Here is a 25,771-nt window from a genome sequence, read left to right as displayed (position 1 = left end):
GGCACGGCCGCCATTCATCATCATCAACACGCCCCGGAAGGGAATCTCACATGGAAGACACAGCAAAATATCTCATTCACGCGACCATCGCGGCCGACGGGGTGGTCGAGCGGTCCGACGTGGTCGGCGCGGTCTTCGGACAGACCGAAGGCCTGCTCGGCGACGAGTTGGACCTGCGCGACCTCCAGCAGTCGGACAAAGTCGGCCGGATCGACGTTGCGATCGAATCGGAGAACGGACAGTCGTTCGGAGAGCTCACCGTCGCCTCGAGCCTCGAGAAGGTCGAGACCGCCATCCTCGGCGCCGCCCTCGAGACGATCACGCGGATCGGCCCCTGCGAGGCCTCCGTCGAGGTGACGAGCATCGAGGACGTCCGCGCGGCCAAGCGCCGCGAGGTCGTCGACCGCGCGAAGGAGCTGCTCGCGTCGGGCTTCGAGGAGACCTCGCTGTCCAGCGACGACGTGCTGGAGGAGGTCCGCGACGCCGCACGCGTCGAGGGCGTCACCGAGTACGAGGGCCTGCCCGCGGGCCCGCGGGTCGGCGACTCCGACGCGGTCATCGTCGTCGAGGGGCGCGCGGACGTCTCGGCCCTGCTCGACGCCGGCATCAAGAACGCGGTCGCCGTCGAAGGGACGAACGTCCCGGACGCGGTCTCGGACCTGACCGCGGACCGCACCGTCACCGCGTTCCTCGACGGGGACCGCGGCGGCGAGCTGATCCTCCGCGAGCTGGGACAGGTCGGCGACGTGGACTACGCCGCGTTCGCGCCGGCGGGCCGGTCCGTCGAGGACCTGGACCGCGGCGAGGTGCTGGAGGCGCTCCGCGCGAAGGTGCCGTACGCGACCGTCGCCGACGAGCCGAACCTGCGCGAGGCCGCCATCGAGGCGGACGACGGCGGTTCGGCGGCCGACGGGTCGGACGCGGGGGCCACCGAGGAGCGCGGGGACGGAGCGTCGGCGAACGATCAGCACGCGGCCCACGATGCCGACGAACGGAGCGACGACGACCGCCGCGCCGAGGAACGGGATGCTGACGAGCGGAACGCCGAGGGATCGGCGGCGAGCGACTCCGAGGCGACCGAAGGCGGTGCGACCGAAGACGACGCGACCGAAGGCGACGCAGTCGAACCCGACGCGACCGATCGGGAGGAAGAGCGGTCCACGGCGGGCGAGTCCGAGAGCACCGAGACGCCTGCCGCGACCGGATCGGCCGACGACGGCGCGCGCTCCTTCGAGGAGCACGTACAGGAGGTGGTCGACTCGGGAAGCGGCCGCGCACGGCTCCTCGACGCCGACGGAGGCGTGCTGGCGGAGGTAGACGCCGAGGACGCCTTCGATGCGGTCGCCGACGCCGCGGAGCCGCCCCACACCGTGGTGCTGGACGGCACCGTGAGCCAGCGCCTGCTCGACGTGGCGGCACAGCGCGGGGTCTCGGAGCTGTTCGGCACCGCGACCGGCGACTTCGTCAAGAAGCCGGTCGGGACGCGCGTCCGGACCTCGGGCGACCTCCGCGCCGAGGCCGCCTGAGGGCTTACTCTTCGTCGATCCGGTACAGCAGCGCGTCGCCGTCCGGGTACGCGTCCGCGCGACGCCCCGCGATCTCGAAGCCCGACCCCTCGTAGAGCGCCCGCGCCGCTTCGTTCTCCGGAGCGACCAGGAGCGTGACGGGACCGGCCGCCGCGGCTATCGCGGTTTCGAGCAGACCGCGGGCCCGACCCTGTCGCCGGAAGTCAGGTGCGATCGCGATCTCGCCGATGTGGAGCGCGTCCGGACCGTTGACGGGCAACAAGTAGCCGACGGGCGTGTCGGGTCCCGCCCCGGCGTCGGCGTCGGTGGCCCCGGCGGATTCCCTCCCCGCGACCGAGACGAGCACGTCGCCCATCGCGAGCCCGTACGCCAGCAGGTCCGGGCTGGGGTCCCGAAGGTGCGTCTGGAGGCGTTCGACCGCCGCGGCTTCTGCCGGCCGGGCGTGTCTGACGCGCGGGTCCGCGGTCGCCTCCGCGGCGGTCACGACAGCATCACCCCGAACGCGAGGGCGACCGCGACGAGCGCCCCCGAGAGCGTCGCGAGGAAGTTGACGGTCTGGTTGCCGATCCGGTCGCCCTCGACAAGCGCGCCGAGAAGGCTGTCGACGGTCATCCCCGCGAAGCCGGCCCCCACGACGACTCCGCCGCCGACCAGGGGGTCGCCGACGGGCATCCCTATCGCGGCGAGCGCGCCGACGAGCCCGGCGCCGGCGATGCCCGCGAGTTCGCCCTGCAGGGTGATCGCGCCGTCGGTCCCCGGCGGCACGCGTTCGAGCGTGGTGACGAGCCGAGGGTTGTCGAAGAGGCCGCCGATCTCCGAGGAGAGGGTGTCCGCCATCGCGGTCGCGACCGCGCCCGCGAACGCGAAGACGAAGGGGTCGGCGGGCATCGCCGCGTGGTCGGTCGCGGCGTAGCCCACCACGGCGACGAGCGCGACCGCGGAGTTGGCCAGCACGTTGCCCGTGCCGCGGGCACCCTCGTTCTCCTGTGCGACGCCGCGCTCGGCCTTCTCCTCGAAGCGGAACTTGGAGGCGAGCCCGCCCACCGCGTAGAAGGCGATAAGCGCCGCGAACCAGCCGAACCCGCCGAGCACGATGGTGACGAGGCCGAGCAGCACGCCGGTGAGCATCCCCGCGACCGAGGCGGTGCCGAGCGCGTAGGAGACGTAGCCGAGCGCGGCCGTGACCGCCAGCGCGACGCCGATCCTCGCGAGCGTCACGTCGCCGACGAGCGCCGCGAACAGCCAGCAGAGCAGCCCCACGGAGACCATCACGACGGGGTCGTCCTGCTCCAGCAGGACGCTCCGCAGCAGCGCGGCCGCGAGCGCTCCCGAGGTGGCGAGGAAGACGAACGCCGGCAGCCGGACCGCCTCGCCCGCCCCCGCGGAGACGACGACGAGCGCGAGGAGGCCACCGAGCGACCCGAGCAGCACGAAGCCGGTCGCGTGGAGGAACCCCTCGTCGGTGTACTCGCGGGACGCCTGCGTCCCGAGGTTGCCGACCCCGACGATGAGCACGGCGGCCGCGAACACCGAGGGCGAGAGCGAGACGGCCGGGATGCTCGCGAACACCGCGAGCCCGGTCGCGCCGAGCGCGAAGCCCGCCAGCCCGTTGAGCCGGCGGTCCCGGCGGTCGCCGGGGCGCGCGAACAGCTCAAACAGCCGACCCTCGCGGACCGCGAACGCCGCGAGGACGGCCACGGCCGCGAACGGGGCGGGGGTCGCCGGACCCAAAAGGGGGGCGGCGAGCGCGAGCAGCGACACCGCCGCGAACGCCGCGGCGCGCCGTGTCCTCCGATTCACACCCCGGGATTCCCCCGACGCGCACTTAACGGTCCCGAACCGCACACTCCGTGCGGCCGCCCGGATCCGGCGGACGGACGCCGACGCCGGGATCAGGACCGGACTCGCGAACTCCGGGATCCGGACCGGACCCGCGAACTTTTGGCCCGGGGTCGCCACGAGTCGAGCGTGGGAATTTACGACGCGTACCTCGCCCTCCGCCACCGGTTCCACGACGCCGCCCCGCCGGCCCACGTCGCGGTGGTGATCACCGAGCGCGACCTGCTCGAACAGGGCGCCTACGAGACGCTCTCGGACGCGCTCCGATGGGCCGTCGAGTACGGGGCCGAGCGCGTGACGGTGATGGTCTCGGTCCTCGACGAGGCGGTCGTCCCGACGCTCGAACGCGAGCTCCGCGGGGTCGACGCGCCCCGCGAAGTCGCGGTCCGCGCGCCCGACGACACCGAGCGCGCCGACGCGCCGATCCGGATCAGCATCGGGCTCGGCGGCAAGCGGGAGTTCGCGGCCGCGGTGCAGTCGATCGCCGAGGACGTGGCGGCCGGTGATCTGTCCCCCGACGCCGTCGACGAGGCGGAGATCTCCGACCGGCTCGTCTTCCCCGCGGAGCCGGACCTGGTGATAAAGACCGGCGCCGAGCGCCTCTCCGACTTCGCCATCTGGCAGTCGGTCTACTCGGAGCTCTACTTCACGGACGTGAACTGGCGGGACTTCCGGAAGCGGGACTACCTGCGGGCCGTCCTCGACTTCCAGAACCGCCAGCGCCGGTTCGGCCGCTGATCGGAGCGGTCGACTTTTCACCCCGAGTCGCCCATCCGGAAGCGTGGAGCTTCACGTCCGGTACGAGGGCGACGACGACCCCGACAAGTGCACGGCGCGCAAGCTGGCGCGCTTCGACCTGGCGACCCTCCACCGGTCGGACCGTGCGACCCCCTACGGCGTCGTCCTGAACCCGCACGCCGAGCGGGCGCTCTCGCCCGCGGACGCCGACGCCGGCGAGGGAGTCCTCGTCGCGCTCGACTGCTCGTGGGAGTCCGCGGGCGAGAAGCGGTTCTCGATGCCGGGCGAGCACCGCGCGCTGCCGTACCTCGTCGCCGCGAACCCGGTCAACTTCGGGCGCCCGATGCGGCTCACGACGGTCGAGGCGCTCGCGGCCGCGCTCTGCATCTTCGGCGAGCGCGACCACGCCGAGCGGGTCCTCGCGAAGTTCACGTGGGGCGAGACGTTCCTCGAGTTGAACGAGGAGCCCCTTCGCCGGTACGCCGAGTGCGAGGACTCCGCCGAGGTCGTGGCCGTCCAGCAGGAGTACCTCGACCGCGGCGAGTGAGGCGTCCGGGACGGCGCTTTGCCCCCGAGAGTGCGGTTTATCCGAGCGGTCAGTCGAACATCCCGGTCGACATGTAGCGCTCGCCGCTGTCCCAGAACACCGTCACAACGAGCGGCTCGTCGCCGGCGTATCGGCCCTCCTCGCGGAGGTCCTCGGCGACCGCCGTCGCGGCGAGGTTCGAGGCGCCGGAGGACTGCCCGACGAGGATCCCCTCCTCGCGGGCGAGCCGGCGGCACTCGGCCTCGGCCTCGTCGACCGTCACGGCGTGTAGCTCGTCGATCAGCTCCACGTCCAGGTTCGGCGAGACGAACCCCGGCCCCATCCCCTGGAACTCGTCGCCGGTCGGCTCCTCGCCGGCCAGCACCGCGCTCTCGGCCGGCTCGACGGCGTCGATGCGCACGTCGGGGAACGCCTCGCGGAGTCGGCGCCCGACGCCGGTGAGCGTGCCGCCGGTGCCGACGCCGGCGACGAGCGCGTCCACCGTCCGGTCGCCGACCTGCTCCAGTAGCTCCGCGGCGGTCGTCTCGTAGTGGGCGCGGGGGTTCGCGGGGTTCTCGAACTGGTGGAGCTGGACCGCGCCCCGCTCCGACTCGATCTCGTCGGCCCGAGTTCGCGCGTCCGAGATGTCTCCCTCCACGAGCTCGATGTCGGCGCCGTACGCGCGCATGATCCGGCGGCGCTCGGGCGACTTCGAGGCCGGCATCACGATGATCACGTCGTAGCCCTTCGCGGCGCCGGCCATCGCGATCCCGATGCCGGTGTTGCCGGAGGTGGCCTCCACGATGGCGTCGCCCGGACGGAGATCGCCGGCCTCCTCGGCGGCCTCGATCATGTACGTCGCCGGGCGGTCCTTCGCCGAGCCGCCGGGGTTGCGCGACTCGACCTTCGCCGCGACCGTCGTTCCCGCAGGCGACCCGACCCGGACCAGCGGCGAGCCGAGGCTGTCCAGGATGTCGTCGTTCATCGGTTCACCGTTCGCCGCCGCGACGTAAACGCCCACCGGACCGCGGCAAACGCGTGGGAGACCCGCCCGCGGTCGGTCCGTGGCGACCCCCGATAGACCGGCTCACACCGGCCCGGATTCGCCGGGACTGCCGGGTTCGCCGGCGCCGCGTTCCTTTTGAGGGTCGGCCGCGTACTCGCCGACATGAGCCTGCAGACGCTTCAGCCGAGCGAGTCGTGGGACGCGGCCGGACAGGAGGGCGTCCTCGACGCGCTCGCGGCCGAGGAGTACGTGTTCAAGGTGTGGGGCGGCGACTGGTGTATCGACTGTCGCCAGCAGCTCCCGCAGTTCGCGGCCGCGCTCGAGGCCGCGGGCGTGCCCGAGGAGCGCATCGAACACCACCCGGTCGAGAAGACCCCGGAGGGAAAGGCCGGCCCCGGCGTCGAGGAGTACGGCATCGAGCTGATCCCCACCGTCGTCGTGGAGCGCGACGGCGAGGAGGTCGCGCGGTTCGTCGAGGAGGAGGACGAGCCGATCGCGGCGTATCTCGCCGCGCGACTGTCCGAGACGGCCGAGGCGGAGTAACCCCCGAGAGAGCCGTTTCGCCTATCAGGGCCAGTTGCCGCCCTGCTCGTAGGCGTCGACCACGCGCTCGATGGCGACGACGTACGCGGCCGTCCGGAGGTTCGGGAGGTCGTACTCCTCGTAGGCGTCGACCAGTCCGTCGAACCCGTCCGAGATGACCCGCTTCAGCTCCGAGTTGACGCGGTCCTCGGTCCACGAGAAGCGCTGTCTGTTCTGGACCCACTCGAAGTACGAGACGGTGACGCCGCCGGCGTTCGCCAGCACGTCCGGCACGACCCAGACGTCGCGCTCGGCGAGCACGTCGTCGGCGTCCGGCGTCAGCGGTCCGTTCGCGGCCTCGACGACAACGTCCGCCTCCACGCGCTCGGCGAGGTCGGCGTCGACCGCGTTCTCCAGCGCCGCGGGGACCAGCAGGTCTACGTCGAGCGTCAGCAGCTCCTCGTTGCTGATCGCCTCGGTGTCGCCGTAGTCGGCGACGGAGCCGGTCTCACCTTTGTGCGCCTTCACGGCGCGCGTGTCGAGGCCGCGGGGATCGTAGATCCCGCCGGAGGAGTCGGAGACCGCGACGACGTTCGCGCCCACGTCCTCCAGCAGTTTCGCCGCGACCGAGCCGGCGTTGCCGTACCCCTGTACCGCGACGGTCGCGCCCTCGATCTGCTCGCCGATCCAGTCGAACACCTCGCGGGCCGCGAGCATCACCGACCGACCGGTCGCCTCGACGCGGCCCGCGGAGCCGCCCGATCCGGGCGCCTTCCCCGTGATGACGCCAGGCGCCGTGGTGTTCTCGAGCGTCTCGTAGGTGTCCTTGATCCAGTTCATCTCCCGCTGGCCGGTGTTGACGTCCGGCGCGGGGATGTCCCGGTCCTCACCGATCATCGGCCGGAGTTCGGTCGCGTAGGCGCGCGTCAACCGCTCCAGCTCCGCCTCGGAGTAGTCGTCGGGGTCGATCTCGATCCCCCCCTTCCCGCCGCCGTAGGGGATGTCCACGACCGCGCACTTGTACACCATCCAGCCCGAGAGCGCCTTCACCTCGTCGCGCGTGACGCCCGGGTGGTACCGGATGCCCCCCTTGTACGGCCCGCGGTCGCCGTTGAACTGCGCTCGGTAGGCGCGAACCGTCTCCAGCGACCCGTCGTCGCGCTCGACGGTGAGGTTCGTCTCGAGGACCCGCTCGGGGTTGCTCAGGCGCTCGATGACCCCCTCGTCGGCGTCGAGATACGCGGCCGCGTCCGCGATCTGCTCCTGCAGACTCTCGAACGGATTGGCTTGGTCCGACATACCGAAATCGGCTTTTGCCGCGGAGTTAACTGTGTCGTCTCAGCGTCGCACTCGCCGCAATATCTGCGTCCAGCGTGGTCTCCTCGGTATCCGTGCGCCGCCGGCGGGGATCAGCGCAGTCCCGCGGCGCGAGCGCTCTCCAGAACGCGCTCCGCCTGCGCGATGAGGGGCGCGTCGATCATCTCGCCGTCGACCTCGAAGACGCCCTTCCCTTCGGCGGCCGCCTCCTCGCGGGCGTCGAGGACGCGCTCGGCCCACGCGACGCGCTCCGGGTCGGGCGTGAACGCCTCGTTGATCGGCGTCACCTGAGCCGGGTGGATCGCCAGCTTGCCGTCGTACCCCAGCTCGACCGCGAACCGTGTCTCCTCGCGGAGCCCCGCCTCGTCGGAGAAATCCGTGAACACGGTGTCGATGGCGTCGACGCCCGCGGCGCTGGCCGCGAGCAGCACGTGCTGGCGGGCGTACAGCACCTCGGTTCCCTCGTCGGTCCGCGTCGCGCCCACGTCGGCCGCGAGGTCCTCCGCGCCGAAGACGACCGCCGCGGTGGCGTCCGCGGCCGCGATCGCCTCCGCGTGGAGCACGCCCGCGGCCGTCTCCAACAGCGCGAACACCGCGGGGTCGAGGTCCCGCTCGGCACAGAGGGCGGCCGCGTCGTCGACGCGCTCGGCGGTCTCCACCTTCGGGAGCATCACCGCGTCGAGCCGGAGTTCGCGGTCGGGGGGCGCAGCTTCGTCGGCCGTCGACTCCGTGCCCACGAGCGCGTCGAGGTCCCGCGCCGGCTCCTCGGCGGTCAGCCGGACGCAAACCTCGGCGTCGGGATCGAAGTCGGGCGCGGCGAGCACCTCGCGGACGGCCGCGCGCGCCTCGTCCTTTCGCGTCGGCGCGACCGCGTCCTCCAGGTCGAAGCAGATCACGTCCGCGCCCGCGGCGGGCGCCTTCCGCATCAGGTCGGGACTGTCGCCGGGTGAGAACAGCAGGCTTCGTCTGGCCATACCCTGTCTGTCGCGCGAGACGACAAAAAAGGTCGAACCGCGGCGCGCGCGGCCGCGAGCGGTCGCGGTCCCGATGGCCCTCGCACGTTTCGGGCCCGCGGAGGCGACAGACATTTGGTCCGCTCGGGGGACCTGCCGGGCATGAGCGGACGCTACTACGAGGAGTTCACGGTCGGGGAGACGATCGAGCACGCGCGACGGCGCACGGTGAGCGAGGCGGACAACCAGCAGTTCTGCGACATGACGATGAACCAGCAGCCGCTCCACCTCGACGCCGAGTTCGCGGCCGACACGCAGTTCGGCGAGCGGTTGGTCAACGGGCTCTACACCATGTCGCTCGCGGTCGGCGTCTCCATCCCCGAGACGACGGACGGCACCATCGTCGCCAACCTCTCGTACGACGCGGTGGAGCACCCGAACCCCGTCTTCCACGGCGACACCATCCGCGCGCAGTCGACGGTGACCGACAAGCGGGAGACCAGCGACGGCGAGCGCGGCGTCGTCACGATGCACGTCGAGGCGTTCCGCGTGGAGGACGGCGAGGAGGACACCCTCGTCTGCGAGTTCGACCGCACGGTGCTGTCGCTGAAGCGGCCGGACGGGGACTGATACTGATCCGGCGGCGTTCTCGGCAGGCTCAAAAGGAACGGTAACGGGGACGGTCGGCTCGTGTGGCGGGTTTGCGGTTCGAGCGCTCTCGCCGGCTCTCTGTACGACGATTTTTCTGTGTCTGTTGGAGATGCTGCTGCTGGGGGCAGCAACGTCCAGAAAGCCCCAGCCCGCTCTCCGTACGACGTTTCTGCGATCCCTGTTGATCCTGCTGATCGGGACGGCAACACCCAGAAAGCCCCAGCCCGCTCGACCGGCCGCGGCACGCTCTGCGCTCCTCGCTCTCCGCACAGCCCGCTGCGGTGCTTGAGGCGCCGGGGCGGGATCGAGCCGGCTGCCCCTTTCAGTCCCACCCCGCGACCGCACCACAGCCTCGCACCTCCCCAACCTCGGCGGCGGCGCGGCCGCGGAACAGCACCGCACCGCAGGCGGCCGCGCCGCCGCCTCCCTCGCGCGCGTTGCTCGCGCGCGCCGACCGCTATCAGGGTTGTTGCCGATCACTGAAATCAGGGTTGTTGCCGATCACTGAACGGGCAGCCGGTGCCGAACGCTCGGTATTTCTGTTGGGTGCGGTGAACGCTCCCGCTCGCGAGTCGGGGAGCGGCTCAGGCGTCCTCGCGCGAGGGGAGGTCCGGCTCGAAGCCGACCGCCTCGACCGCGGCGTCGAGGACGGCCTCGACGTTCTCGCCCTCGGCGACGCTCATGTAGTGGTCCGCCTCGACGTCCGTCGAGCGGTCGCTCTTGTTACAGACCGTGATGACGGGCACGGCGTCCCCGAACAGCTCCTCGACCTCCGCGAGGAGCTCGAGCTGCGACTCGATGGGGTAGCCGCAGTCGCCGGAGGCGTCGAGCACGAACAGCACGCAGTCGGCGAGGTGTTCCAGCGCGGAGACCGCCTGCCGCTCGATGTCGTTGCGGTCCTCGACCGGCCGGTCGAGCACGCCCGGCGTGTCGATGATCTGGTAGCGGATGTGGTCGCGCTCGAAGTGTCCGATCTGGACGCCCTTGGTCGTGAAGGGGTACTCCGCGATCTCGTTGGACGCGCGGGTGACGGTGTTGACGAACGAGGACTTCCCCACGTTCGGGTAGCCGGCGACGACGATGGCCGGCTCGTCGACGTTGATCTCGGGGAGTCCCTTCAGGTCGTCGCGGGCGTCCCCGACCGCGCGGAGGTCGTCCTCGATCTCGTCCATGATGTCCGCCATGCGCGCGAACGCCTGCTTGCGGTGTTTGCGCGCGACCTCGAGGTTCGAGTCGTTGATCTTCGACTGGTACTCGCTGCGGATCTCCGCGATCTGTCGCCCCGCCCACGTCACCTCCGAGAGCGCCTGGCGGAGGCGGTCGACGTCGACGATGGCGTCGGCCAGCTCGTAGTAGAACGGGTCGACGTCGTACTCGAAGTCCGGCCACGACGTGGACACGTTCTGGAGGTTGTCCGAGAGGATGTTCGCGGCGGTGGTGAGCATCGACAGCTGCGCCTCGTGGCCGCTCTTGGCGTGCCCGGCCCGGGCCGCCCGCGAGAAGGCCTTGTCGAGGAGTTCCTCCGAACGAGGGGTCGTGGGGAGGTCCTCAAATATCATGTTGCCCGGTTTTGACGGCCGCCGCGTATAAGACCGTCCGTTTGGGGCCCGCGCGGCTTCTCGGAACCGAGCGCCGCGTTCGACGGGCGAACGCACTCGCCGCGTGACCGTCGGTCCCGTGGGTTCCGTTACCGCGAGTCATGCCCTACGCGCATGATTCAACGAATACTTATGCGCCAATGGCATATATGCGGTCGATGACACGCGAGTTCACGCCGACCACCTACGAGGACATCGACCCGGACCGCCGGCCGTCGTTCCGGCTGGCGCTGGTCCCGGTGCTCGCGGTGGTCGCGTTCCTCGGGATCGGGTCGGCCGTGCTGGGGTTGGACCCGCACGTGCCGCTGCTGTGGAGTATCGTCTTCGTCGGCGGCGTCGGGCTGTACGCCGGCTACGAGTGGGAGGAGCTGTTCGAGGGCGTCGCGAACGGCCTCCTGATGGGGCTGCAGGCGCTCCTGATCATCTTCACGATCTACGCGCTGATCGCGACGTGGATCTCCGCGGGGACGATCCCCGGCCTGATGTACTACGGGCTGTCGATCCTCACGCCGCGGACGTTCCTGCCCGCGGCCGCGCTGCTGGCTGGCGTCGTGGCGTTCGCCATCGGCTCCTCGTGGACGACGGTCGGGACCCTCGGCGTGGCGTTCGTCGGTATCGGGACCGGGCTCGGCGTCCCCGCGCCGATGACGGTCGGCGCGGTCATCTCCGGGGCGTACGCGGGCGACAAGCAGTCGCCGCTCTCGGACACGACCAACCTCGCGGCCGGCGTCACCAACACCGACCTCTACGACCACATCGACCGCATGCAGGCGGGGACGCTGCTGGCGTTCGGGATCGCGGTCGCGGCCTTCGCGGTCCTCGGCCTCCGCGCGGCCGGCGCCATCCCCGAGGGGCAGGTCGCCGCGATCCAGACGGCGCTCGCGGGCACCTACGAGGTTTCGGTGCTCGTGTTCCTGCCGCTTCTGGTTACGTTCGGCCTCGCGCTGCGAGGGTACCCCGCGCTCCCGACGCTCGTGGCGGGCGCGTTCGCGGGCGTTCTGACCACGATCCTCCTTCAGGGCGCCGGCTTCGTCCCCGCCTGGGAGGTCTTCATGTACGGCACCGCGCCCGAGTCCGGCTCCGAGCTGGTGAACGAGCTGCTCGCCTCCGGCGGGCTCACCGGCTCCGCGTGGACGATCACCGTCGTCGTCGCGGCGCTGTCGCTCGGCGGCCTGCTCGAACGGACCGGCGTCCTCGCGGTGCTCTCGCACGGTCTCGTGCAGGGGATCCGCAGCCCCGGCGCGCTCGTGGCCGGGACCGGGTTCTCGGCCATCGCGATCAACGCGCTCACCGCCCAGCAGTACATGAGCATCGTCCTGCCGGGCGTGACGCTGCGGAACGCGTACGACGAGTTCGGGCTCGACAGCGACCAGCTCTCGCGGGCGGTCGAGGCGGCCGGGACGCCCACCGGCGCGCTGTTCCCGTGGCACGCCGGCGCCGTCTACATGGCGGGCGTGACGGGCGTGCCGACGCTGGAGTACGCCCCGTTCTACTTCTTCGGCTTCCTCTCGCCGCTGGTGCTGTTCGGCATCGCCGCGACAGGGATCACGATCCCCGACGTGGTGTACACCGGAACGACCGCGCCGGCGGACGACTGACGGGACCGACCACGACGGGAGTGGTGAGCGCTCACGCGCCGGGGGCACACGATCCGACGGATCCGCACGTTTTTGCCCCCGGCGGCGAAGGGTGAGACATGAGCAGCAGGCGGCGGAAGCCCGACTGGCTCAAGATGCGACCGCCCTCGGGCCGGCGGTTCGCCGAGATCAAGTCGACGCTCCGCGACCGGAACCTCAACACGGTCTGTGAAGAGGCCAACTGTCCGAACCTCGGGGAGTGCTGGTCCGGCCGCGACGGCCCCGGTTCGGGACCGGGAACGGCGACGTTCATGCTGATGGGCGACCGCTGCTCGCGCGGGTGCAACTTCTGTGACGTGGAGACCGGCGGGATGGAGGCGTTAGACCCCGACGAACCCGAAAACGTCGCGGACGCGGTCGCGGAGATCGGACTGGAGTACGTCGTGTTAACCTCCGTCGACCGCGACGACCTCGCGGACGGCGGCTCGGCCCACTTCGCGGAGACGATCCGCGCGATCAAGGAGCGCGACCCGGAGATCCTCGTCGAGGTACTGATCCCCGACTTCGGCGGCGACCCCGAGGCGGTCCGCCGGATCATCGACGCGGAACCGGACGTGATCGCTCACAACGTCGAGACGGTCGAGCGCCTCCAGTGGCCGGTCCGGGACCGCCGCGCGGGCTACGAGCAGACGATGGCGGTGCTCGACCAGGTCGACCGCGAGTCCGACATCTACACGAAGACGAGCGTCATGCTCGGCCTCGGCGAGTACGACCACGAGGTGTACCGGACGATGCGGGACCTCCGCGAGGTCGGCGTCGACATCGTCACGTTCGGCCAGTACCTCCAGCCGTCCCGCTCGCACCTCGACGTGTTCGAGTACGTCCACCCCGACGTCTTCGACACCTGGGAACGCGTCGCCGAGGAGGAGCTCGGCTTCCTCTACTGCGCCTCGGGGCCGATGGTCCGCTCCTCGTACAAGGCCGGCGAGCTGTTCGTCGACGCGCTCGTCCGCGAGGGAGCCACCGTCGACCAGGCCCGGTCGCGGGCACGAGCGGGCGACTGAGCGGGCGGTCGGGGGGTTCCCCGGAACGCCCCAGCCGGCCGACACGGACTCGCCGCGGCGGCGACAGCACCGCAACGGCACTACGACCGCGACAGCACCGCGTCCGCGACAGCGCCGCATGTCCCGCGAGCGCGCCGCTCGGACCCGATCCCGTGGAAGGGACGCCCGGATCGGTGAGCCTTTTCTCCCGTGAACGTCAGGGGCAGGCATGGTCAGGCGCCGCGTCTACACGAGCCTGTACGCGAGCCTGCTTTTCACCGTGCTCGGGCTGGTCGCATGGGCGACGGGACAGGCGTTCGTCTTCCCGAGTTTGGGCCCGTCGGCGTACCTCCTCGCGTTCGATCGACGGGCCGACCGCGCCCGGAGCTATCGAGTCGTCTGGAGCCACCTCATCGGCGCGGCTGCGGGGTTGCTGGCGTACTCGTTCATCGCGGAGGGCGTCACGCTCACCGCGTCCACACCGCCGTTCTCGCCCGCGGGGCTCCGGCTGGCCGCCTCCGGTGTCGTCTCCATCGCGCTGACCACCTGGGCGATGATCGCTACCGACGCCAACCACGCGCCCGCCTGCGCGACGACGCTCATCGTCTCGCTCGGCCTGCTGTCGACGCCGCGGGCCGCCGCGGTCATCGTCGCTGCGGTCGTCCTGCTCGTCACGATCCACCACGCGGTCGTCGCAGCCGCCGGAACCGTCCGTAGCCGGCTGGAGTGACGCCGACGACCCGGAGCGACCGCCGCGTCGGGACCCCCGCGTATCCCGCCGACACCGGGCGATTTATTGTCGTGTGAACGCGTATCACGACCGTGCCGAAGGTTCTGTGTCCCGACTGCGAGCGTCGGATCGCCATGCACGAGCTCGAGACGAACACCGTCGCCCAGTCGAGCGGGTTCGCGACGACGTACCGCTGTCCCTTCTGCCGCCACGAGGTCGAGGACGTGACCGAGCACCTCGTGTAGCGGGGGGCAGTGACGGCCGCGCGGTCGCTCCCCTTTACTTATAAATGGGGACGCACCGAGGGGCCGAGTATGCAGACGATCTACCTCGCCGCGGCCGGAGGTGTGGCTCTCGTCGCTCTGCTGGCGTTACTGCTGTGGCGGCGCCGGTCGAGCGGAGCCAGCGAGTCGGCGCGCGCACACAAGGCAGCACAAAAGCGGGAGCCGCCCGTGGAACTCGGCGAGACGGTCGAGTTCGGCGTCACGGAGATCACCGACCACCACTCGGGCAGCGAGGTCGCGGTCGGCAAGGTGGAGGGGTTCGTGATCTTCGCGGAGGAGATCCCCGGCGACGTGAGCGAGGGCGACGTGATCCGCGCGACGGTGCTCTCGTTCAACGAGGGGCGCACGTCCGCGGACGCCACCTTCGAGGGGATGGCCTGACTCGCGGTCGGCACGTCCGGCGGGCGCCCGCGAACGGCCCTACTCCTGGAGGTCGAGTTCGAACTGCTCGTTCTCCGTCACCGCGTTGAGCACGACGGAGGTGTTCGACTCGCGGATGTCCGCGTCGGTGAGCAGCGTCTTGATCTGGTCGTTCATCCCGTCGGTGTCGGTGAACTTGCCGATGGCGATCACGTCGTAGTCGCCGGTCACCTCGTAGACGCTGACCATCTGCTTCTCCTGCCGGAGGCGCTCGGTGATGTCCGGGAGCGCGCTCCCCTCGACTTTCAGCTGGAGGATGGCGGTCACGTCGTAGCCGAGCTTGTCGTAGTCGACGACGGGAGTGTACCCCTGCACCACGCCCTCGTCCTCCAGGTCGCGGAGGTGGTTGGACACCGTAGTCACCGACACGTCAAGGTCTTCCCCGAGGCTGCGGAGGCTGGCGCGGCCGTTTCCGAGGAGTTCGTTCACGAGTTCCGCGTCGAGGTTTTCGTACGTCATTACATCTCCCGAGGCGCGGAGGGGTTTAGAACTTTACGAACATCCAATTTCGATTTCTGCTCGGCGGTTCATGCACCAATCGATAAGACCTTTATATTGGGTATACTGTGTCTATCCGTCCAGAACATGACGGACGACCACGCCAAACCCGACGGCGGGCTCACCGACAAAGAGCAGGCCGTTCTCGACCGCATCGACGAGGAGAACATCGACTTCCTGCGGCTCCAGTTTACCGACATTCTCGGTGTCGTGAAGAACGTTTCCGTGCCGGCCCACCAGGCCGAGAAGGCGTTCACCGAGGGCATCTACTTCGACGGCTCCTCCATCGAGGGGTTCGTCCGGATCCAGGAGTCGGACATGCGGCTCGTGCCCGACCCCGAGACGTTCGCGGTGCTCCCGTGGCGTAGCGAGGCCGACGGCGACGGCGGTGCCGCGCGGCTGATCTGCGACATCGTCACCACCGAGGGCGAGCCGTTCGTCGGCGGTCCGCGGCAGGTGCTCAAGTCCGTCCTCGAGAAGGCCGACGACATGGGATACACCGTCTCCATCGGCCCGGAGCCGGAGTTCTTCCTGTTCGAGACCGACGAGAACGGCAACGCGACGACGATCCCCCACGACAACGGCGGCTACTTCGACCTCGCGCCGAAGGACCTCGCCTCGGACGTCCGCAAGGAGATCATCTTCACGCTGGAGAAGATGGGCTTCGAGATCGAGGCCAGCCACCACGAGGTCGCGGAGGGCCAACACGAGATCAACTTCAAGTACGACGACGCGCTGACGACCGCGGACAACATCGCCACGTTCCGCGCGGTCGTCCGCGCGGTCGCGAGCCAGCACGACCTCCACGCGACGTTCATGCCCAAGCCCATCGCGGAGATCAACGGCTCGGGCATGCACAGCCACATCTCGCTGTTCGACGAGGACGGCAACAACGCCTTCGCGGACGACGACGACGAGTTCAACCTGAGCGAGACGGCCTACCAGTTCATGGGCGGCATCCTGAACCACGCGCCCGCGTTCACGGCCGTCACGAACCCGACCGTCAACTCCTACAAGCGCCTCGTCCCCGGCTACGAGGCCCCCATCTACGTAGCGTGGTCCGACACGAACCGCTCGGCGCTCGTCCGCGTCCCCGACGCCGCGGGCGTCTCCGCGCGCTTCGAGGTCCGCAGCCCCGACCCGTCGTGTAACCCCTACCTCGCGATGGCGGCGCTCATCGGCGCCGGCCTCGACGGCATCGAGAACGAGGCCGACCCCGGCGACCCGGTCCGCGAGGACATCTACGAGTTCGACGAGGCGAAGCGCGAGGAGTACGGCATCGAGACGCTCCCGCCGAACCTCGGCGCCGCCGTCGAGGAGCTCGAGAGCGACGACGTGCTTCAGGACGCGCTCGGCCCGCACGTCTCCGAGAAGTTCGCGGAGGCCAAGAGCCAGGAGTTCGCGGAGTACCTCACCCAGGTCTCCGAGTGGGAAGAGGACCGCTACCTCGAGACCTTCTGAGCGGGCCGCACCGCCGGACCGGCGGTCCCCCGGTTCGATTTTTTCTCCGCCGAACGGCGTCGCCGCGACCCGGCACCGTGCGCGTGCCGTCTCGGCCAGGCATTTATGAGCGCCGCGGGAGTGCGTGATGGCGATGAACGCCCGGACGCGACTGGGGTACAACCTGATCGCCGAGTCGGAGGCGTACGGTTACACGCTCGCGGTGTGGGGCGCCGGCGCGCTCCTGATCGACGCGTTCGGCGTCCCGGACGTGTGGGGCGTGCTGGCGTACGTCGGCGGCGCGCTCGCCGGCTTCGCGCTGCTCGCGGAGGTCGCGTGGGGCGGCATGGCCGACGAGATGACCGTCGAGCGCTCGCCGACCTCGCGGGTGGCGTCCGCGATCCACCTGCTGTCGACCGGCGGGACGCTGCTTGTCGCCCGCGGCCTCATCGTCGCCGTCGGGAGCGCCGGCGGCGGCGGACGCCTCGCCTTCCTCCTCGTCGGCGTCGCCGTGACCGTGACGTACAACCTGCTGTTGCTCGTCGAGGAGTTCCTCGGCGGGCGACTCGACTGAGCGGCGCGCCCGCGCGGCGGCGATCCGGGGCGGCCGACTTACGCGTCGAGCCCCGTTCCGCGGCGGTCCGCGACGCGCTCGCCGACGGCGGGCGCCGCGAGGATTCCCGCGGTCGCCGCGGTCGCCATGGCGGCCGCGAGCGGGAGGGGCGGTTCGACGGCGAGCACCCCGAGCCACAGCGCGCCGGTGATGACGAGCGCGGGGACGGCGACGGGGAGCGTCACGGCCGGCTCGTCGCCGTCACAGACCCGCCAGCCGAGCGCGCCGCCGAGCCCCGTCCCGAGACCGACCGCGCCGTCGAGCACGCTCCCGGGGTGGCCGGTCGCGGCGGCGACCGCGGCCGCGGCGGCACCGGCGCCGGCCGCGACCAGGAAGACCGGCGTGGGGTCGAGCGCGTCCGGGTTCGGATCGGAGCGGCCGGCCGAGGCGGTCTCGGCCCCGGCGCCCGCGCGCCGCATCAGCCACAGGCCGCCGAACAGGACGCCGGTCCCGAGCGCCACGCCCGCGACCACGTCGACGAGGTAGTGGACTTCGATGACGACGCGCGAGAGCGCGACCGCGCCCGCGAGGCCGCCCCCCACGAGCAGGCGCGTCCGCCGATCGGGCCGGTCCAGCAGGGTCGCCAGCCCGAGGTAGGTGATCGTCGCGCCCGTCGCGTGGCCGCTCGGGAAGCCGAACCCGTCCGAGGCGGTCGTCCCCTCGAACCACGCGCCGGCGGCCCCCGGGAGCCAGCCCGGTGCGGGCGTCGGGGTCGCCGCGGCCGGCGGGCGGGGGAGGCCGAACCCCACCTTCAGGAAGGTGAGGATCGCCAGCGCGCAGGTGGCCAGCGCGACGAGCGCGGCCCCGGTGCGCCGCGGCGCGGGGGCGTACTCCGCGGGCAGGAACCAGTAGACGAGCGCGAGCAGGCCGAAGACGAACCACGTGTCCGCCAGCGTGGTGACCGCCGCCCCGAGGACGACCGCGACCTCGGGGAGCGCCTCCACGACGACGAACTCGCCGACGCTCCGCATCCTCAGTCCTCCCCGCGGTTCCGCACGTAGTCGAGGGCCTTGCCGGGCGTCTCCAGCGCGTTGAGCCCGACGCCGACCATCACGAACAGCGTGTAGAGCCCGAGCGTCGAGAGCCCGAGGACCACCATCGCGGCGATGGCGTAGATCCCGTCCATCCAGTAGAACGCGCCGAGCGTCAGGACGGTGCCGTACAGCAGCACGAGATACGGCCCCCAGCCGCGGGCGTGTCCGCGCCGCATCCGCTTGCGGACGTAGGCTTTCAGCTCCGTCTCCAGCCGCGGGCGGTCGACGGTGCGGCGCTCGACGTCGTCCTCGAACTCGTCGAACTCCGCGCGGAGCCGCTCCACCTCGGCCTCGAGCGCCGAGACGTCGGGCGCGCCGCGGGGGCGCTCCCCGTCCTCGCCCGCGCCGGCGTCGCCCTCGCTGCGTTCGCTCATAACCGGGGGTCGGCCGGGACCGTCAAGGGCGTGTCGGTCGGCGAGTCCCGCGGGCGCGAGCGGCGACGCGACCGGGTCGTGCGTGAAGCCCGGTTCGCGGCCGGCCGCCAGCACCACGTTGACGACCGCGCCGACGATGACGACCGTGGCGGCAAGGTAGAGCCACGTCACCAGCAACAGCACGCCGCCGATGACGCCGTACACCTGATACTGGCCCGCGCTCGCGGCGTAGAGCTGAAACCCCGCCTGCAGCGCGGTCCACCCGACCGCTGCGAACGCCGCGCCCGGCACCGCCTCACGCAGGGTCACGGCGGGGTAGGGCAGGATGAAGTACATCGGCAGGAACACGAGCGTCAACAGGCCGGGAAGGACCGCGATGCTCAGCAGGCGGAGCACGGGGACCACGTCGAGCGCGGCGACGGCGGTACCGGTCACGACCATCGCCGCCATCCCGACGCCGACGCTGAGCGCGACCGTCGCGGCGTCCCGCAACTGGTCGAGGAAGGAGACCGACTCCTCGACGCCGTACACCTGCAGGAACGCCGTATCGAGCCCGCGAAACACCTTCAGCGTCGACCACAGCAGGACGGCCGCGCCGAGCACGGTGGCCCCGCCGCGCCCCGCCGCGGACGCGAGCGCGCTCTCGATCACGTCCTGGCCCGAGGGCGTCAGGAAACCGCTCGTCACTTCGAGCACCGCGCTCGCGAACGTCTCTCCGAACAGCGCGCTCGCCAGCGCGACCAAAAGCAGCAGCGCGGGGATCAGCGAGATGAACGCGTAGTAGGCGACGCCCGCCGCCAGAAACGTCACGCGCTGCTGTTCGGTCACCTCGACGATCCGACGGCCCGTACTCACGAGGGCGGCGAGTTCGGCGCGCACGTCGACCGGTTCACGGCACGCGGTGAAAAATCGGCCGGGTGTCGTCGGAGCGTGCGGTCCCTCGGGCCGCCGACGCTACCCGTCCAGCGCCGCGGCGCGGATCTCCGGGACCGACGCCGGCGTCTTGAACGCGGTGCCGTGGTAGTGGGCCCGCGTCGCCTCGTGGCCCGCCTCGCGGAGCCGGTGCAGGAAGTCGTCCATGCCGATGGCCGGCTCGCTCCACTGCTTGTAGAGGCGGTGCTGGTCGTAGTGGGTCGGCGTGTCGAGCTCGGTCGCGACGCCGTCGAGCAGCTTGCGCGCCCGTTTCGCCTCGCCCATGTCGTCGGTGACGGCCGCCCGCGTCGCCCGCGCGAACTCCGGGTCCGCGACCGCGCCGAGCCAGAGCGGGCCCGCGGTCAGCACGCGCTCGGAGTCACAGTTCGGACACGTCTCCGGGGGGGTCGGGATGAGTCCGAACTCGTGCTCCCGGACCAGACAGTCCTCGCAGTGGTGGACGAAGCCGAGTTTCTCTATCTGACCGTCCGCGGCCTGCGCGCCCGACTCCAGCTCGAGGTAGGTGCGCGCGTAGTGTCTGGAGACGTGCGAGAGGATCGGTCGCGCCGCCTTGTCGTAGCGCGCCGCGGTCCGGACCATCGCGGACAAAAGCGTCCGCAGCCCCATCTCGGGGTGGTAGTCGGTGTTGCGCGGCACGGCCCCGTACTTCCGGATACCGCTGTTGAGGTGGGCGCCACACAGCGGCGCGGTGTCGGTCGCAGTGATACAGACCAGGTTCCGGCCGTTCGCGAAGGCGGCGTCCGCGAAGGGGACCGGCGTCCCGTAGGGGTCGACGTCGATCACGTCGAAGACGCGCTCGTGCATCAGCGCGTTCACGTCGCGGTGGACGACCTCGCCCTCGAGGTCGTTGCGCGCGAGGTTCTCGCGGGCCAACTCGACCGCGTCGGGGTCGACGTCCGCGCAGGTGACGTCGTACCCCGCGGCGGCGGCGCGAACCCCGCGGATCCCGGAGGCGGCCATCGCGTCGAGGTACGACGCGGCCCGCGGTTCGCGGTCGGCGTACGCCCGCAGGACCGCCACGGTCACGTCCCGGTTCAGCTCCTGCGTCGGGTTGAAGAAGACGCCCTCGCCGGTCCCCTCGCTGGCGCCGTCGCGCGACTCGGGCACCTCGACGGTCACGCCGCCCTCCTCGACGTTCATGGGACGACGTTCGCGGATGCGGGTGAAAAGCACCGCGCTCCGCGTCGAGAACCGTCGCCTCGCCGGGCGCCGGTCGCCCCTATCGGCCGCAGGACTCCGCCGTGTCACCGCCGACGCCCCGGAAGCGGAGCGCCGTCAGGACCAGAAACGGCGCGAGGAAGACGGCGGCGACCGCGGCGCCGTAGGGAACGCCGACGGCGCCGAGCGGCGTCGCGGCCGCGTCCGCGACGAGGAACCACGCCATCATCCCGAGGATCGCGGCGGCGCTGCGGGCGCTCTCGCCCGCCTCCCAGTCCGTCAGGAGAACGAACGGGGCGACGAGCGCGACGCCGAAGGCGATCAGGAAGACCGCGACGAGTGCCCCCTCGCCGCCGGCCCCACCGCCCGCGCCGACGCCGACCCACTCGGCGACGCGGACGGCGTCGCCCGCGAGGTACTGCGCGCCGAGGACCCACAGCAGGACCCCGAAGATGCCGAGGAGGATCCGGAGCCCGCGGGGGAGCGCAGCGGCGCGCGTGCGGACGGTCGCCCGGAGGCCGTCGAACATGCCTCCGGCTACGGAAACCCGGGCCAAAGGGCTGACGCTCGGGAGGCCCCCCTCGGGAACGCCGACCACCGCACCGACGGGGTTTAGGAGCGCCCGGCAGAAGCGGAGGGCGTGGACCCAGTCGACGACTGGCGCGAGGCGCTCGAGGCGGCCGGAGAGCTGACCGGCCCGATAGCCGCCGCCATCGTCGACACGCACGGCGACCGCGGGAAGCGCGCCATCGAGGCGGTCGCCGAGGAGCGGGTGAAGCAGTACCGCGACTTCACCGTCGTCGTCGGTCACGAGGACGAGTACGTCGTGGAGGAGGGCGAGTGCGACTGCGCGGACGCCACCTACAACCTCGACGCCGAGGACCCCGACCAGCGGTGCTGGCACGCGCTCGCGGTCGACGTCGCCGAGCGCGTCGGCGCGGTCGACCACCACGACATGTGGTACTCCGAGGTCCGCGAGTTCCTCTGACCGCGGCGCTTTTACCCGCTACCGACCTACGCCCTGACAACTGTGGCCATCACGGACAAGATCTACGTGAAGAACCACCGCCAGCTCGCCTCCCAGCTGGAGACGTCCATTCCGAAGGGGGCGTTCTCGGGCGCGACGCTGGACCTGCTGTTCACGGGCGAGGGGCTCTCGAAGCTCGACAGCACCACCCGCGACCGCGTGCTGGACTTCGCGGAGGACTTCCTCGACTGCGACTGCGACCAGAACCCCTACTGCGGCTGTCCGGAGCGGAAGTTCGTCGCCTACCTGCTGGAACTGCGCGCGCAGGGGCTCGGCCCCGACGCCATCGTCGACGTGATGACCGACGACTACATGGTGTACGCCTACACGGGCGACGTGCGCTCGTTCCTCGACACCGCGATCCGCCGCATCGAGTCGGTCGAGGCGCTCGCGGACGTGGAGGGCGACGCGGAGATGGCCGAGAAGGCGCGGCAGGCGAAGCGGGCGCTCTCCGGGTAGCGAGGCGGCCGCGGGCTGAAAAACGGTCCGGCCGCGTCAGCCCAGCCGGAACGAGGGCTCGTCGGGTTCGCCGTCGAGCTCCTCCAGCTGGATCACGTCCTCGTCGTCCTCGTCGAGCTGTTCCTGCAGGTAGGTGACGTAGCGTTTGTGCTCCTCGAGCTGTTCGCGGAGGTGGTCCGCCTCCAGCTCCAGCCGCTCGTGCTCGCGGATGAAGCTCTTGGGGACCTCGACCTTCGGCGGGAACGACTCCGTCTCGTCGTCGCCCTCCAACTCGCCTTCGGGGACGATCCGGACGCGCCCGTCGTGGGCAACCAGCGTGTCCACGTAGTCGCGGAAGACGGCCGACAGCGAGATATCCCGCTCCTCGGCGATGTCGCGGAGGGTCTCGAACGCGTCCTCGTTGACGCGGAACGAGATGGTCTTGTTCTTGTTGCCCATTGGGCGACTATCTCAGCCCGTTCCACTTAATGGTTTGTCAGACGCTACCGCGGTCGCTCGGCGACCCGGCGTGGCGGTCGCACGGCTGCGGCACGGAGGCGTGTGCGAAAATCGGTGCGGCGGGGGAGAACGCGGCGGGCGTCGGAGCGCGCCGGCCGTTCCGGAGCGTTACGCCTCGGGGGCGTCGGCCGAGTCGGTCGCGTCGCCGGCGTCCGACTCCGCCTCCTCGCTCGCCAACTCCTCCAGCGCGGACAGGGCCGCGGCCTTGTACGTCTCGGGGTCGAGATCGTACTCCTCCTCGGCCATGCGCGCGTACTCGTTCCCCTCGTCGTCGAACCGGGCGACGCGTTCGAGCGTGCGCTCGGCCGCCTCGGCGACCCAGCGGTCGCGGACGGTCGCGTCGACCTCGGTGATCGACTCCGGGCGGACGGAGACGTTGATCGAGCCGTCGTCCGTCTCGTACGTCCGGGGCTTGCCCACGACTGCGACGTAGGCGGGCGGTTCGAGATCGCGGAGCGTGGAGGCCGCCTCGGGCTGGTACTGGCCGGCGTAGACGAAGAACGTCCCGGTGGGGTCGACGATCCGACCCTGCCAGTACTCGCTGTCGTCGCCGACGTCCTCCTTCTCGGTCAGCGTGCCGACGAAGAAGACGCGGTTCGCGCTCTCCCCGGTCGGGAGCAGCGAGTAGACCGGCGCGCGCTCGTCGTCGGACTCCTTGAACGTGTAGCCGGCGTCGTTGAACTCGCGGGCGAAGACGCGCCGCGCGACCTCGCGGGTGGGTGCGCTACCGCTCATCTCAGATCGACCTCGCTTTGACCAGCGCGGCCTCGGCATCGATCTGCCCGGGCTCCTCGGCGTCGTTGACCAGCACGTAGCGTCCGAGCGTCGGGCCGCTGACGCGGTAGTAGCGCCCCAGCAGGTCGCCGGCCATGTCCTCGGCGACGACGGTGGTGTCGAGCGCGTCCATCGCCATGTCCTTGGCCTCCTCCAGCGTCATGCCGGTGAGCTCCTCGGTGGCCTCGCGGTCGAAGATGACCTCGTGGACCTCCTCGCCGTCGTCGAGCACGCCCTTGATGCGGAGGTCGAACTCGCCCTCCACCTGGCCGTGCTCGCTACAGCGGCCGTTCTGGAGGACGCGCGTGCAGTCCTCCTCCGGGCAGCGCTTGATCAGGCCGGAGCCGGACTGGATGTCGACCAGGGCGCCCTCGACCGTCTCGGCGTTGTCGCCGACCTCGATCTCCTCGTCGATCTCGGTGATGCCGGTCGTCCGGTTGAGCTTCACGGAGTAGCGGCCCTCGTACTCGTCGGTGACGACGTTCGTCAGCTCGTAGGCCTGTCCCTCCTCCAGCTCGGGGAGCTCGGAGGTGTCGAAGGAGACGAACTTGATGGTGCCCGACTCGTCGCCGAGCAGGCCCACCTGTGCGATGGCGTCGCTGCGGGGCTCCCACAGCTCGACCAGCGTCACGCGCAGGTCGACCCACTGTTCGTCCTCGTCGATGTCGTTCACCTGGACCTGCTCGCTGCCGCCGCGGCCGAGCTCCTCGCGCTCCATGCCGGCCTCGTCGAGGTAGCTGTTGATGACGCTGCGGCGCGCCTCGTCGACGGGCACTCTGTACTCCGTGACGAGGTTCTCCAGCCGCTCTTCAACCTCGTCCGGCGAGACGTCCAACTGGTCCGAAAACTGTTCCGCGATCTCGTCCGCGTGTTGTCGCAGTTCGCTCATGGGGTTCACTGCCTCCGGTCGTGTTTCAAGGGGAGGCACATGGCCGTTGGTGCGGAATGGCGTAAAAGGTTTCGCGACCGGGGTGGAAGTGGAAACCGACGGAAGGAGTCCGAGAACGGCGACGGCGTCAGACGGCCGTCGGCTCTCCGCGGGCTCCGTTTCGAGTGGAACCCGGTGCCACGGGTGGCGTTCGCACGGTCGGATCGAGAGGCCCGGCCGCGCCAACGGACCTTTGTCCGCGGCCGCCGAACGGTCGCGCATGGACGACCGGCTCGGGCGCGTCATCCGGCAGCAGCTCCGCAAGGCCGGCCGCCAGTTCGAGGAGGCGAAGCGGGCGTACGCGGAGGGGCGGGACGACGAGGGGGAGCCGGACCGCTCGGGCGCGGAGCGGTACGACCTGCCGACGGACGCGGCCGGCGACGCGCGGATCGTCTGCCGACGCCACGCCGAGAAGCGGACGGTCGCGGTCGGCGCGGACGGCCGCCCCGAGTGCTTCGAGGCGGGCCACCCCGACTGCGAGGGCTGCGCGGAGGACGTGCGGGACGGCTACGTGGAGACGTGGGCCGCGGACCGGTCCTGAGGGCTACTCCTCGGCCGGCGTCGCGGACTCGGCGTGCCGCTCGATGTTCGCCCAGACCTCGCTCATGCGCTCGCCGGTGAGGTCGATCAGCGCCTCGACCTCGGGCTCGCAGTCGCCGGGCGCACAGCCCAGGTCGCGGATCGCCTTCGTCGCGGAGACGTGGTGGACGTGGACGAGGTCGTCGTCCGCGCACTCGTAGATAACCGTCGTGCAGGGGAGCAGGCCCGCAAGCGTCGGGTCGATGGCGAGCGCGTCCCGGGCGATCTGGGGGTGACAGACCACCAGCAGCGCGGTCCGCTCCACCTCGTCGCCGAGCATGCCCGCGATCATCTCGTCGAGTCTGGTCACCTGCACCGTCTCGAAGTCCGCCAGCTCGTGTTCCAGTTGCACGAACGGGACGGCGTCCTCGAAGGGCGCGTCGAGGGTCGTGTGGAGCGCCTCCTCCACGGTCGGGGCGGGAGCGTGGCTCATAGCGGGGAAGCGGGCAGCAGGGACATAAGGACTGCGCCGGACCGCGGTCGGCGCTCGAGAAGCGTGGTCCGGAACCGCGCGGGACTTCGGAACACAAGGAGTGGGAACGAGCACGGAGGGATTCGAACCCTCGACCATCGGATTAGAAGTCCGACGCTCTATCCTGGCTGAGCTACGTGCCCTCGTCCGGTGTCTATCCCCGGCCGGTAAAAAGCGGTTAGGTTCCGCGGTCGACGCGCTCGGGTCGCGGCCGCGGGCGGCGCTCCCGTGGCGCGCCGCCGACGCGTCCGCGG

At 70.9% G+C, this 25,771-nt stretch carries 30 protein-coding genes and 1 tRNA gene; 15 read left to right on the top strand and 16 right to left on the bottom strand.

Features of this window, described 5'->3' with window-relative positions:
* Positions 1-50 precede the first annotated feature (50 nt).
* Positions 51-1,526 carry a DNA primase DnaG gene (gene dnaG / locus ACQE3L_RS05895; protein WP_426962845.1) on the top strand — a complete coding sequence of 492 codons (1,476 nt, stop codon included), beginning with the start codon at positions 51-53 and terminating at the stop codon, positions 1,524-1,526.
* A 4-nt stretch (positions 1,527-1,530) separates the two neighbouring features.
* Here the strand turns inward: dnaG and ACQE3L_RS05890 are convergent, their stop codons facing one another.
* Positions 1,531-2,010 carry a GNAT family N-acetyltransferase gene (locus ACQE3L_RS05890; RefSeq protein WP_426962844.1) on the bottom strand — a complete coding sequence of 160 codons (480 nt, stop codon included), beginning with the start codon at positions 2,008-2,010 and terminating at the stop codon, positions 1,531-1,533.
* Complete coding sequence (locus ACQE3L_RS05885; RefSeq protein WP_426962843.1) at positions 2,007-3,326, bottom strand: DUF92 domain-containing protein; 1,320 nt, start codon at positions 3,324-3,326, stop codon at positions 2,007-2,009. The genes ACQE3L_RS05890 and ACQE3L_RS05885 overlap by 4 nt, the downstream gene beginning before the upstream one ends.
* Positions 3,327-3,494: 168 nt before the next feature.
* Between ACQE3L_RS05885 and ACQE3L_RS05880 the strand changes: the two genes are divergently transcribed.
* Both ACQE3L_RS05880 and ACQE3L_RS05875 read left to right on the top strand, forming a co-directional pair.
* Positions 3,495-4,103, top strand: coding sequence for an undecaprenyl diphosphate synthase family protein (locus tag ACQE3L_RS05880; protein ID WP_426962842.1), 609 nt, complete (start codon positions 3,495-3,497; stop codon positions 4,101-4,103).
* Between the two features lie 43 nt (positions 4,104-4,146).
* Positions 4,147-4,650: a DUF367 family protein gene (locus tag ACQE3L_RS05875; protein WP_426962841.1), complete on the top strand. Its 504-nt coding sequence runs from the start codon at positions 4,147-4,149 to the stop codon at positions 4,648-4,650.
* A 49-nt stretch (positions 4,651-4,699) separates the two neighbouring features.
* Here ACQE3L_RS05875 and ACQE3L_RS05870 read toward each other — a convergent pair whose 3' ends face one another.
* Positions 4,700-5,614, bottom strand: coding sequence for a PLP-dependent cysteine synthase family protein (locus tag ACQE3L_RS05870; RefSeq protein ID WP_426962840.1), 915 nt, complete (start codon positions 5,612-5,614; stop codon positions 4,700-4,702).
* A 183-nt stretch (positions 5,615-5,797) separates the two neighbouring features.
* On the opposite strand from ACQE3L_RS05870, the gene ACQE3L_RS05865 reads away from it, so the two are divergent.
* Positions 5,798-6,178, top strand: coding sequence for a TlpA family protein disulfide reductase (locus tag ACQE3L_RS05865; protein ID WP_058366217.1), 381 nt, complete (start codon positions 5,798-5,800; stop codon positions 6,176-6,178).
* A gap of 24 nt (positions 6,179-6,202) precedes the next feature.
* Here ACQE3L_RS05865 and ACQE3L_RS05860 read toward each other — a convergent pair whose 3' ends face one another.
* Entirely contained in the window at positions 6,203-7,456 is a 1,254-nt protein-coding gene (locus ACQE3L_RS05860) for a Glu/Leu/Phe/Val family dehydrogenase (protein WP_058366216.1), read from the bottom strand.
* 110 nt (positions 7,457-7,566) lie between these two features.
* On the bottom strand, positions 7,567-8,448 hold the full coding sequence (locus tag ACQE3L_RS05855) for an HpcH/HpaI aldolase/citrate lyase family protein (RefSeq protein ID WP_426962839.1): 882 nt from the start codon (positions 8,446-8,448) through the stop codon (positions 7,567-7,569).
* Positions 8,449-8,589: 141 nt separating this feature from the next.
* On the opposite strand from ACQE3L_RS05855, the gene ACQE3L_RS05850 reads away from it, so the two are divergent.
* Entirely contained in the window at positions 8,590-9,057 is a 468-nt protein-coding gene (locus tag ACQE3L_RS05850; protein ID WP_058366214.1) for a MaoC family dehydratase, read from the top strand.
* 605 nt (positions 9,058-9,662) lie between these two features.
* Here ACQE3L_RS05850 and ACQE3L_RS05845 read toward each other — a convergent pair.
* Positions 9,663-10,637 carry an NOG1 family protein gene (locus ACQE3L_RS05845; protein WP_426962838.1) on the bottom strand — a complete coding sequence of 325 codons (975 nt, stop codon included), beginning with the start codon at positions 10,635-10,637 and terminating at the stop codon, positions 9,663-9,665.
* Between the two features lie 197 nt (positions 10,638-10,834).
* On the opposite strand from ACQE3L_RS05845, the gene arcD reads away from it, so the two are divergent.
* The 5 genes from arcD to ACQE3L_RS05820 all read left to right on the top strand — a co-directional run bounded on the left by arcD (position 10,835) and on the right by ACQE3L_RS05820 (position 14,691).
* Positions 10,835-12,274 carry an arginine/ornithine antiporter ArcD gene (gene arcD / locus ACQE3L_RS05840; RefSeq protein ID WP_426962837.1) on the top strand — a complete coding sequence of 480 codons (1,440 nt, stop codon included), beginning with the start codon at positions 10,835-10,837 and terminating at the stop codon, positions 12,272-12,274.
* Positions 12,275-12,372: 98 nt separating this feature from the next.
* Positions 12,373-13,317, top strand: coding sequence for a lipoyl synthase (gene lipA, locus ACQE3L_RS05835; protein ID WP_426962836.1), 945 nt, complete (start codon positions 12,373-12,375; stop codon positions 13,315-13,317).
* Between the two features lie 208 nt (positions 13,318-13,525).
* Positions 13,526-14,026 (top strand): HPP family protein, encoded by a 501-nt coding sequence (locus ACQE3L_RS05830; protein ID WP_426962835.1) that lies wholly within the window; start codon positions 13,526-13,528, stop codon positions 14,024-14,026.
* 92 nt (positions 14,027-14,118) lie between these two features.
* Positions 14,119-14,271, top strand: coding sequence for a hypothetical protein (locus ACQE3L_RS05825; RefSeq protein ID WP_426962834.1), 153 nt, complete (start codon positions 14,119-14,121; stop codon positions 14,269-14,271).
* Between the two features lie 69 nt (positions 14,272-14,340).
* The gene (locus ACQE3L_RS05820; RefSeq protein WP_426962833.1) at positions 14,341-14,691 is read left to right on the top strand and encodes a hypothetical protein; all 351 of its coding nucleotides are present in this window, start codon (positions 14,341-14,343) and stop codon (positions 14,689-14,691) included.
* Positions 14,692-14,730: 39 nt separating this feature from the next.
* Here ACQE3L_RS05820 and lrp read toward each other — a convergent pair whose 3' ends face one another.
* A complete protein-coding gene (gene lrp, locus ACQE3L_RS05815) occupies positions 14,731-15,189 on the bottom strand; it encodes an HTH-type transcriptional regulator Lrp (protein ID WP_426962832.1) in 459 nt (152 codons plus the stop codon).
* A gap of 126 nt (positions 15,190-15,315) precedes the next feature.
* On the opposite strand from lrp, the gene glnA reads away from it, so the two are divergent.
* The gene (gene glnA, locus ACQE3L_RS05810) at positions 15,316-16,689 is read left to right on the top strand and encodes a type I glutamate--ammonia ligase (protein ID WP_426962831.1); all 1,374 of its coding nucleotides are present in this window, start codon (positions 15,316-15,318) and stop codon (positions 16,687-16,689) included.
* A 133-nt stretch (positions 16,690-16,822) separates the two neighbouring features.
* Positions 16,823-17,242 (top strand): hypothetical protein, encoded by a 420-nt coding sequence (locus tag ACQE3L_RS05805; RefSeq protein ID WP_426962830.1) that lies wholly within the window; start codon positions 16,823-16,825, stop codon positions 17,240-17,242.
* A gap of 38 nt (positions 17,243-17,280) precedes the next feature.
* On the opposite strand, the gene ACQE3L_RS05800 is transcribed toward ACQE3L_RS05805, so the two are convergent.
* The 4 genes from ACQE3L_RS05800 to ACQE3L_RS05785 form a co-directional block, all read right to left on the bottom strand.
* Positions 17,281-18,252, bottom strand: a complete 972-nt coding sequence (locus ACQE3L_RS05800) for a phosphatase PAP2 family protein (protein WP_426962828.1) — start codon at positions 18,250-18,252, stop codon at positions 17,281-17,283.
* A 2-nt stretch (positions 18,253-18,254) separates the two neighbouring features.
* Positions 18,255-19,568 carry a YihY/virulence factor BrkB family protein gene (locus ACQE3L_RS05795; protein ID WP_426962827.1) on the bottom strand — a complete coding sequence of 438 codons (1,314 nt, stop codon included), beginning with the start codon at positions 19,566-19,568 and terminating at the stop codon, positions 18,255-18,257.
* 75 nt (positions 19,569-19,643) lie between these two features.
* Positions 19,644-20,762: a tRNA (guanine(26)-N(2))-dimethyltransferase gene (locus ACQE3L_RS05790; RefSeq protein WP_426962826.1), complete on the bottom strand. Its 1,119-nt coding sequence runs from the start codon at positions 20,760-20,762 to the stop codon at positions 19,644-19,646.
* A 79-nt stretch (positions 20,763-20,841) separates the two neighbouring features.
* Entirely contained in the window at positions 20,842-21,309 is a 468-nt protein-coding gene (locus tag ACQE3L_RS05785; RefSeq protein WP_426962825.1) for a hypothetical protein, read from the bottom strand.
* A 111-nt stretch (positions 21,310-21,420) separates the two neighbouring features.
* On the opposite strand from ACQE3L_RS05785, the gene ACQE3L_RS05780 reads away from it, so the two are divergent.
* Both ACQE3L_RS05780 and ACQE3L_RS05775 read left to right on the top strand, forming a co-directional pair.
* Entirely contained in the window at positions 21,421-21,768 is a 348-nt protein-coding gene (locus tag ACQE3L_RS05780) for a hypothetical protein (protein WP_058366257.1), read from the top strand.
* Positions 21,769-21,810: 42 nt separating this feature from the next.
* Complete coding sequence (locus ACQE3L_RS05775) at positions 21,811-22,266, top strand: DUF5814 domain-containing protein (RefSeq protein WP_426962824.1); 456 nt, start codon at positions 21,811-21,813, stop codon at positions 22,264-22,266.
* Positions 22,267-22,302: 36 nt separating this feature from the next.
* On the opposite strand, the gene ACQE3L_RS05770 is transcribed toward ACQE3L_RS05775, so the two are convergent.
* The 3 genes from ACQE3L_RS05770 to ACQE3L_RS05760 form a co-directional block, all read right to left on the bottom strand.
* Positions 22,303-22,704: a DUF8146 domain-containing protein gene (locus ACQE3L_RS05770; protein WP_426962823.1), complete on the bottom strand. Its 402-nt coding sequence runs from the start codon at positions 22,702-22,704 to the stop codon at positions 22,303-22,305.
* Positions 22,705-22,872: 168 nt separating this feature from the next.
* On the bottom strand, positions 22,873-23,499 hold the full coding sequence (locus ACQE3L_RS05765; RefSeq protein WP_426962822.1) for an RPA family protein: 627 nt from the start codon (positions 23,497-23,499) through the stop codon (positions 22,873-22,875).
* A 1-nt stretch (position 23,500) separates the two neighbouring features.
* Entirely contained in the window at positions 23,501-24,427 is a 927-nt protein-coding gene (locus ACQE3L_RS05760; protein WP_426962821.1) for a replication factor A, read from the bottom strand.
* 259 nt (positions 24,428-24,686) lie between these two features.
* On the opposite strand from ACQE3L_RS05760, the gene ACQE3L_RS05755 reads away from it, so the two are divergent.
* Positions 24,687-25,007: a DUF7091 family protein gene (locus ACQE3L_RS05755; RefSeq protein WP_426962820.1), complete on the top strand. Its 321-nt coding sequence runs from the start codon at positions 24,687-24,689 to the stop codon at positions 25,005-25,007.
* Between the two features lie 3 nt (positions 25,008-25,010).
* Here ACQE3L_RS05755 and ACQE3L_RS05750 read toward each other — a convergent pair whose 3' ends face one another.
* Positions 25,011-25,478 (bottom strand): DUF302 domain-containing protein, encoded by a 468-nt coding sequence (locus ACQE3L_RS05750; protein WP_426962819.1) that lies wholly within the window; start codon positions 25,476-25,478, stop codon positions 25,011-25,013.
* Positions 25,479-25,585: 107 nt separating this feature from the next.
* Positions 25,586-25,660 (bottom strand) — tRNA-Arg (locus ACQE3L_RS05745).
* Positions 25,661-25,771: the final 111 nt, after the last annotated feature.

Source organism: Haloparvum alkalitolerans (assembly GCF_050122995.1).
In the GTDB taxonomy this organism is placed as follows: Archaea; Halobacteriota; Halobacteria; order Halobacteriales; family Haloferacaceae; genus Haloparvum; species Haloparvum alkalitolerans.
The sequence above is the reverse complement of the archived record's forward strand: the minus strand, read 5'-3'. Positions and strand labels throughout refer to the sequence as shown.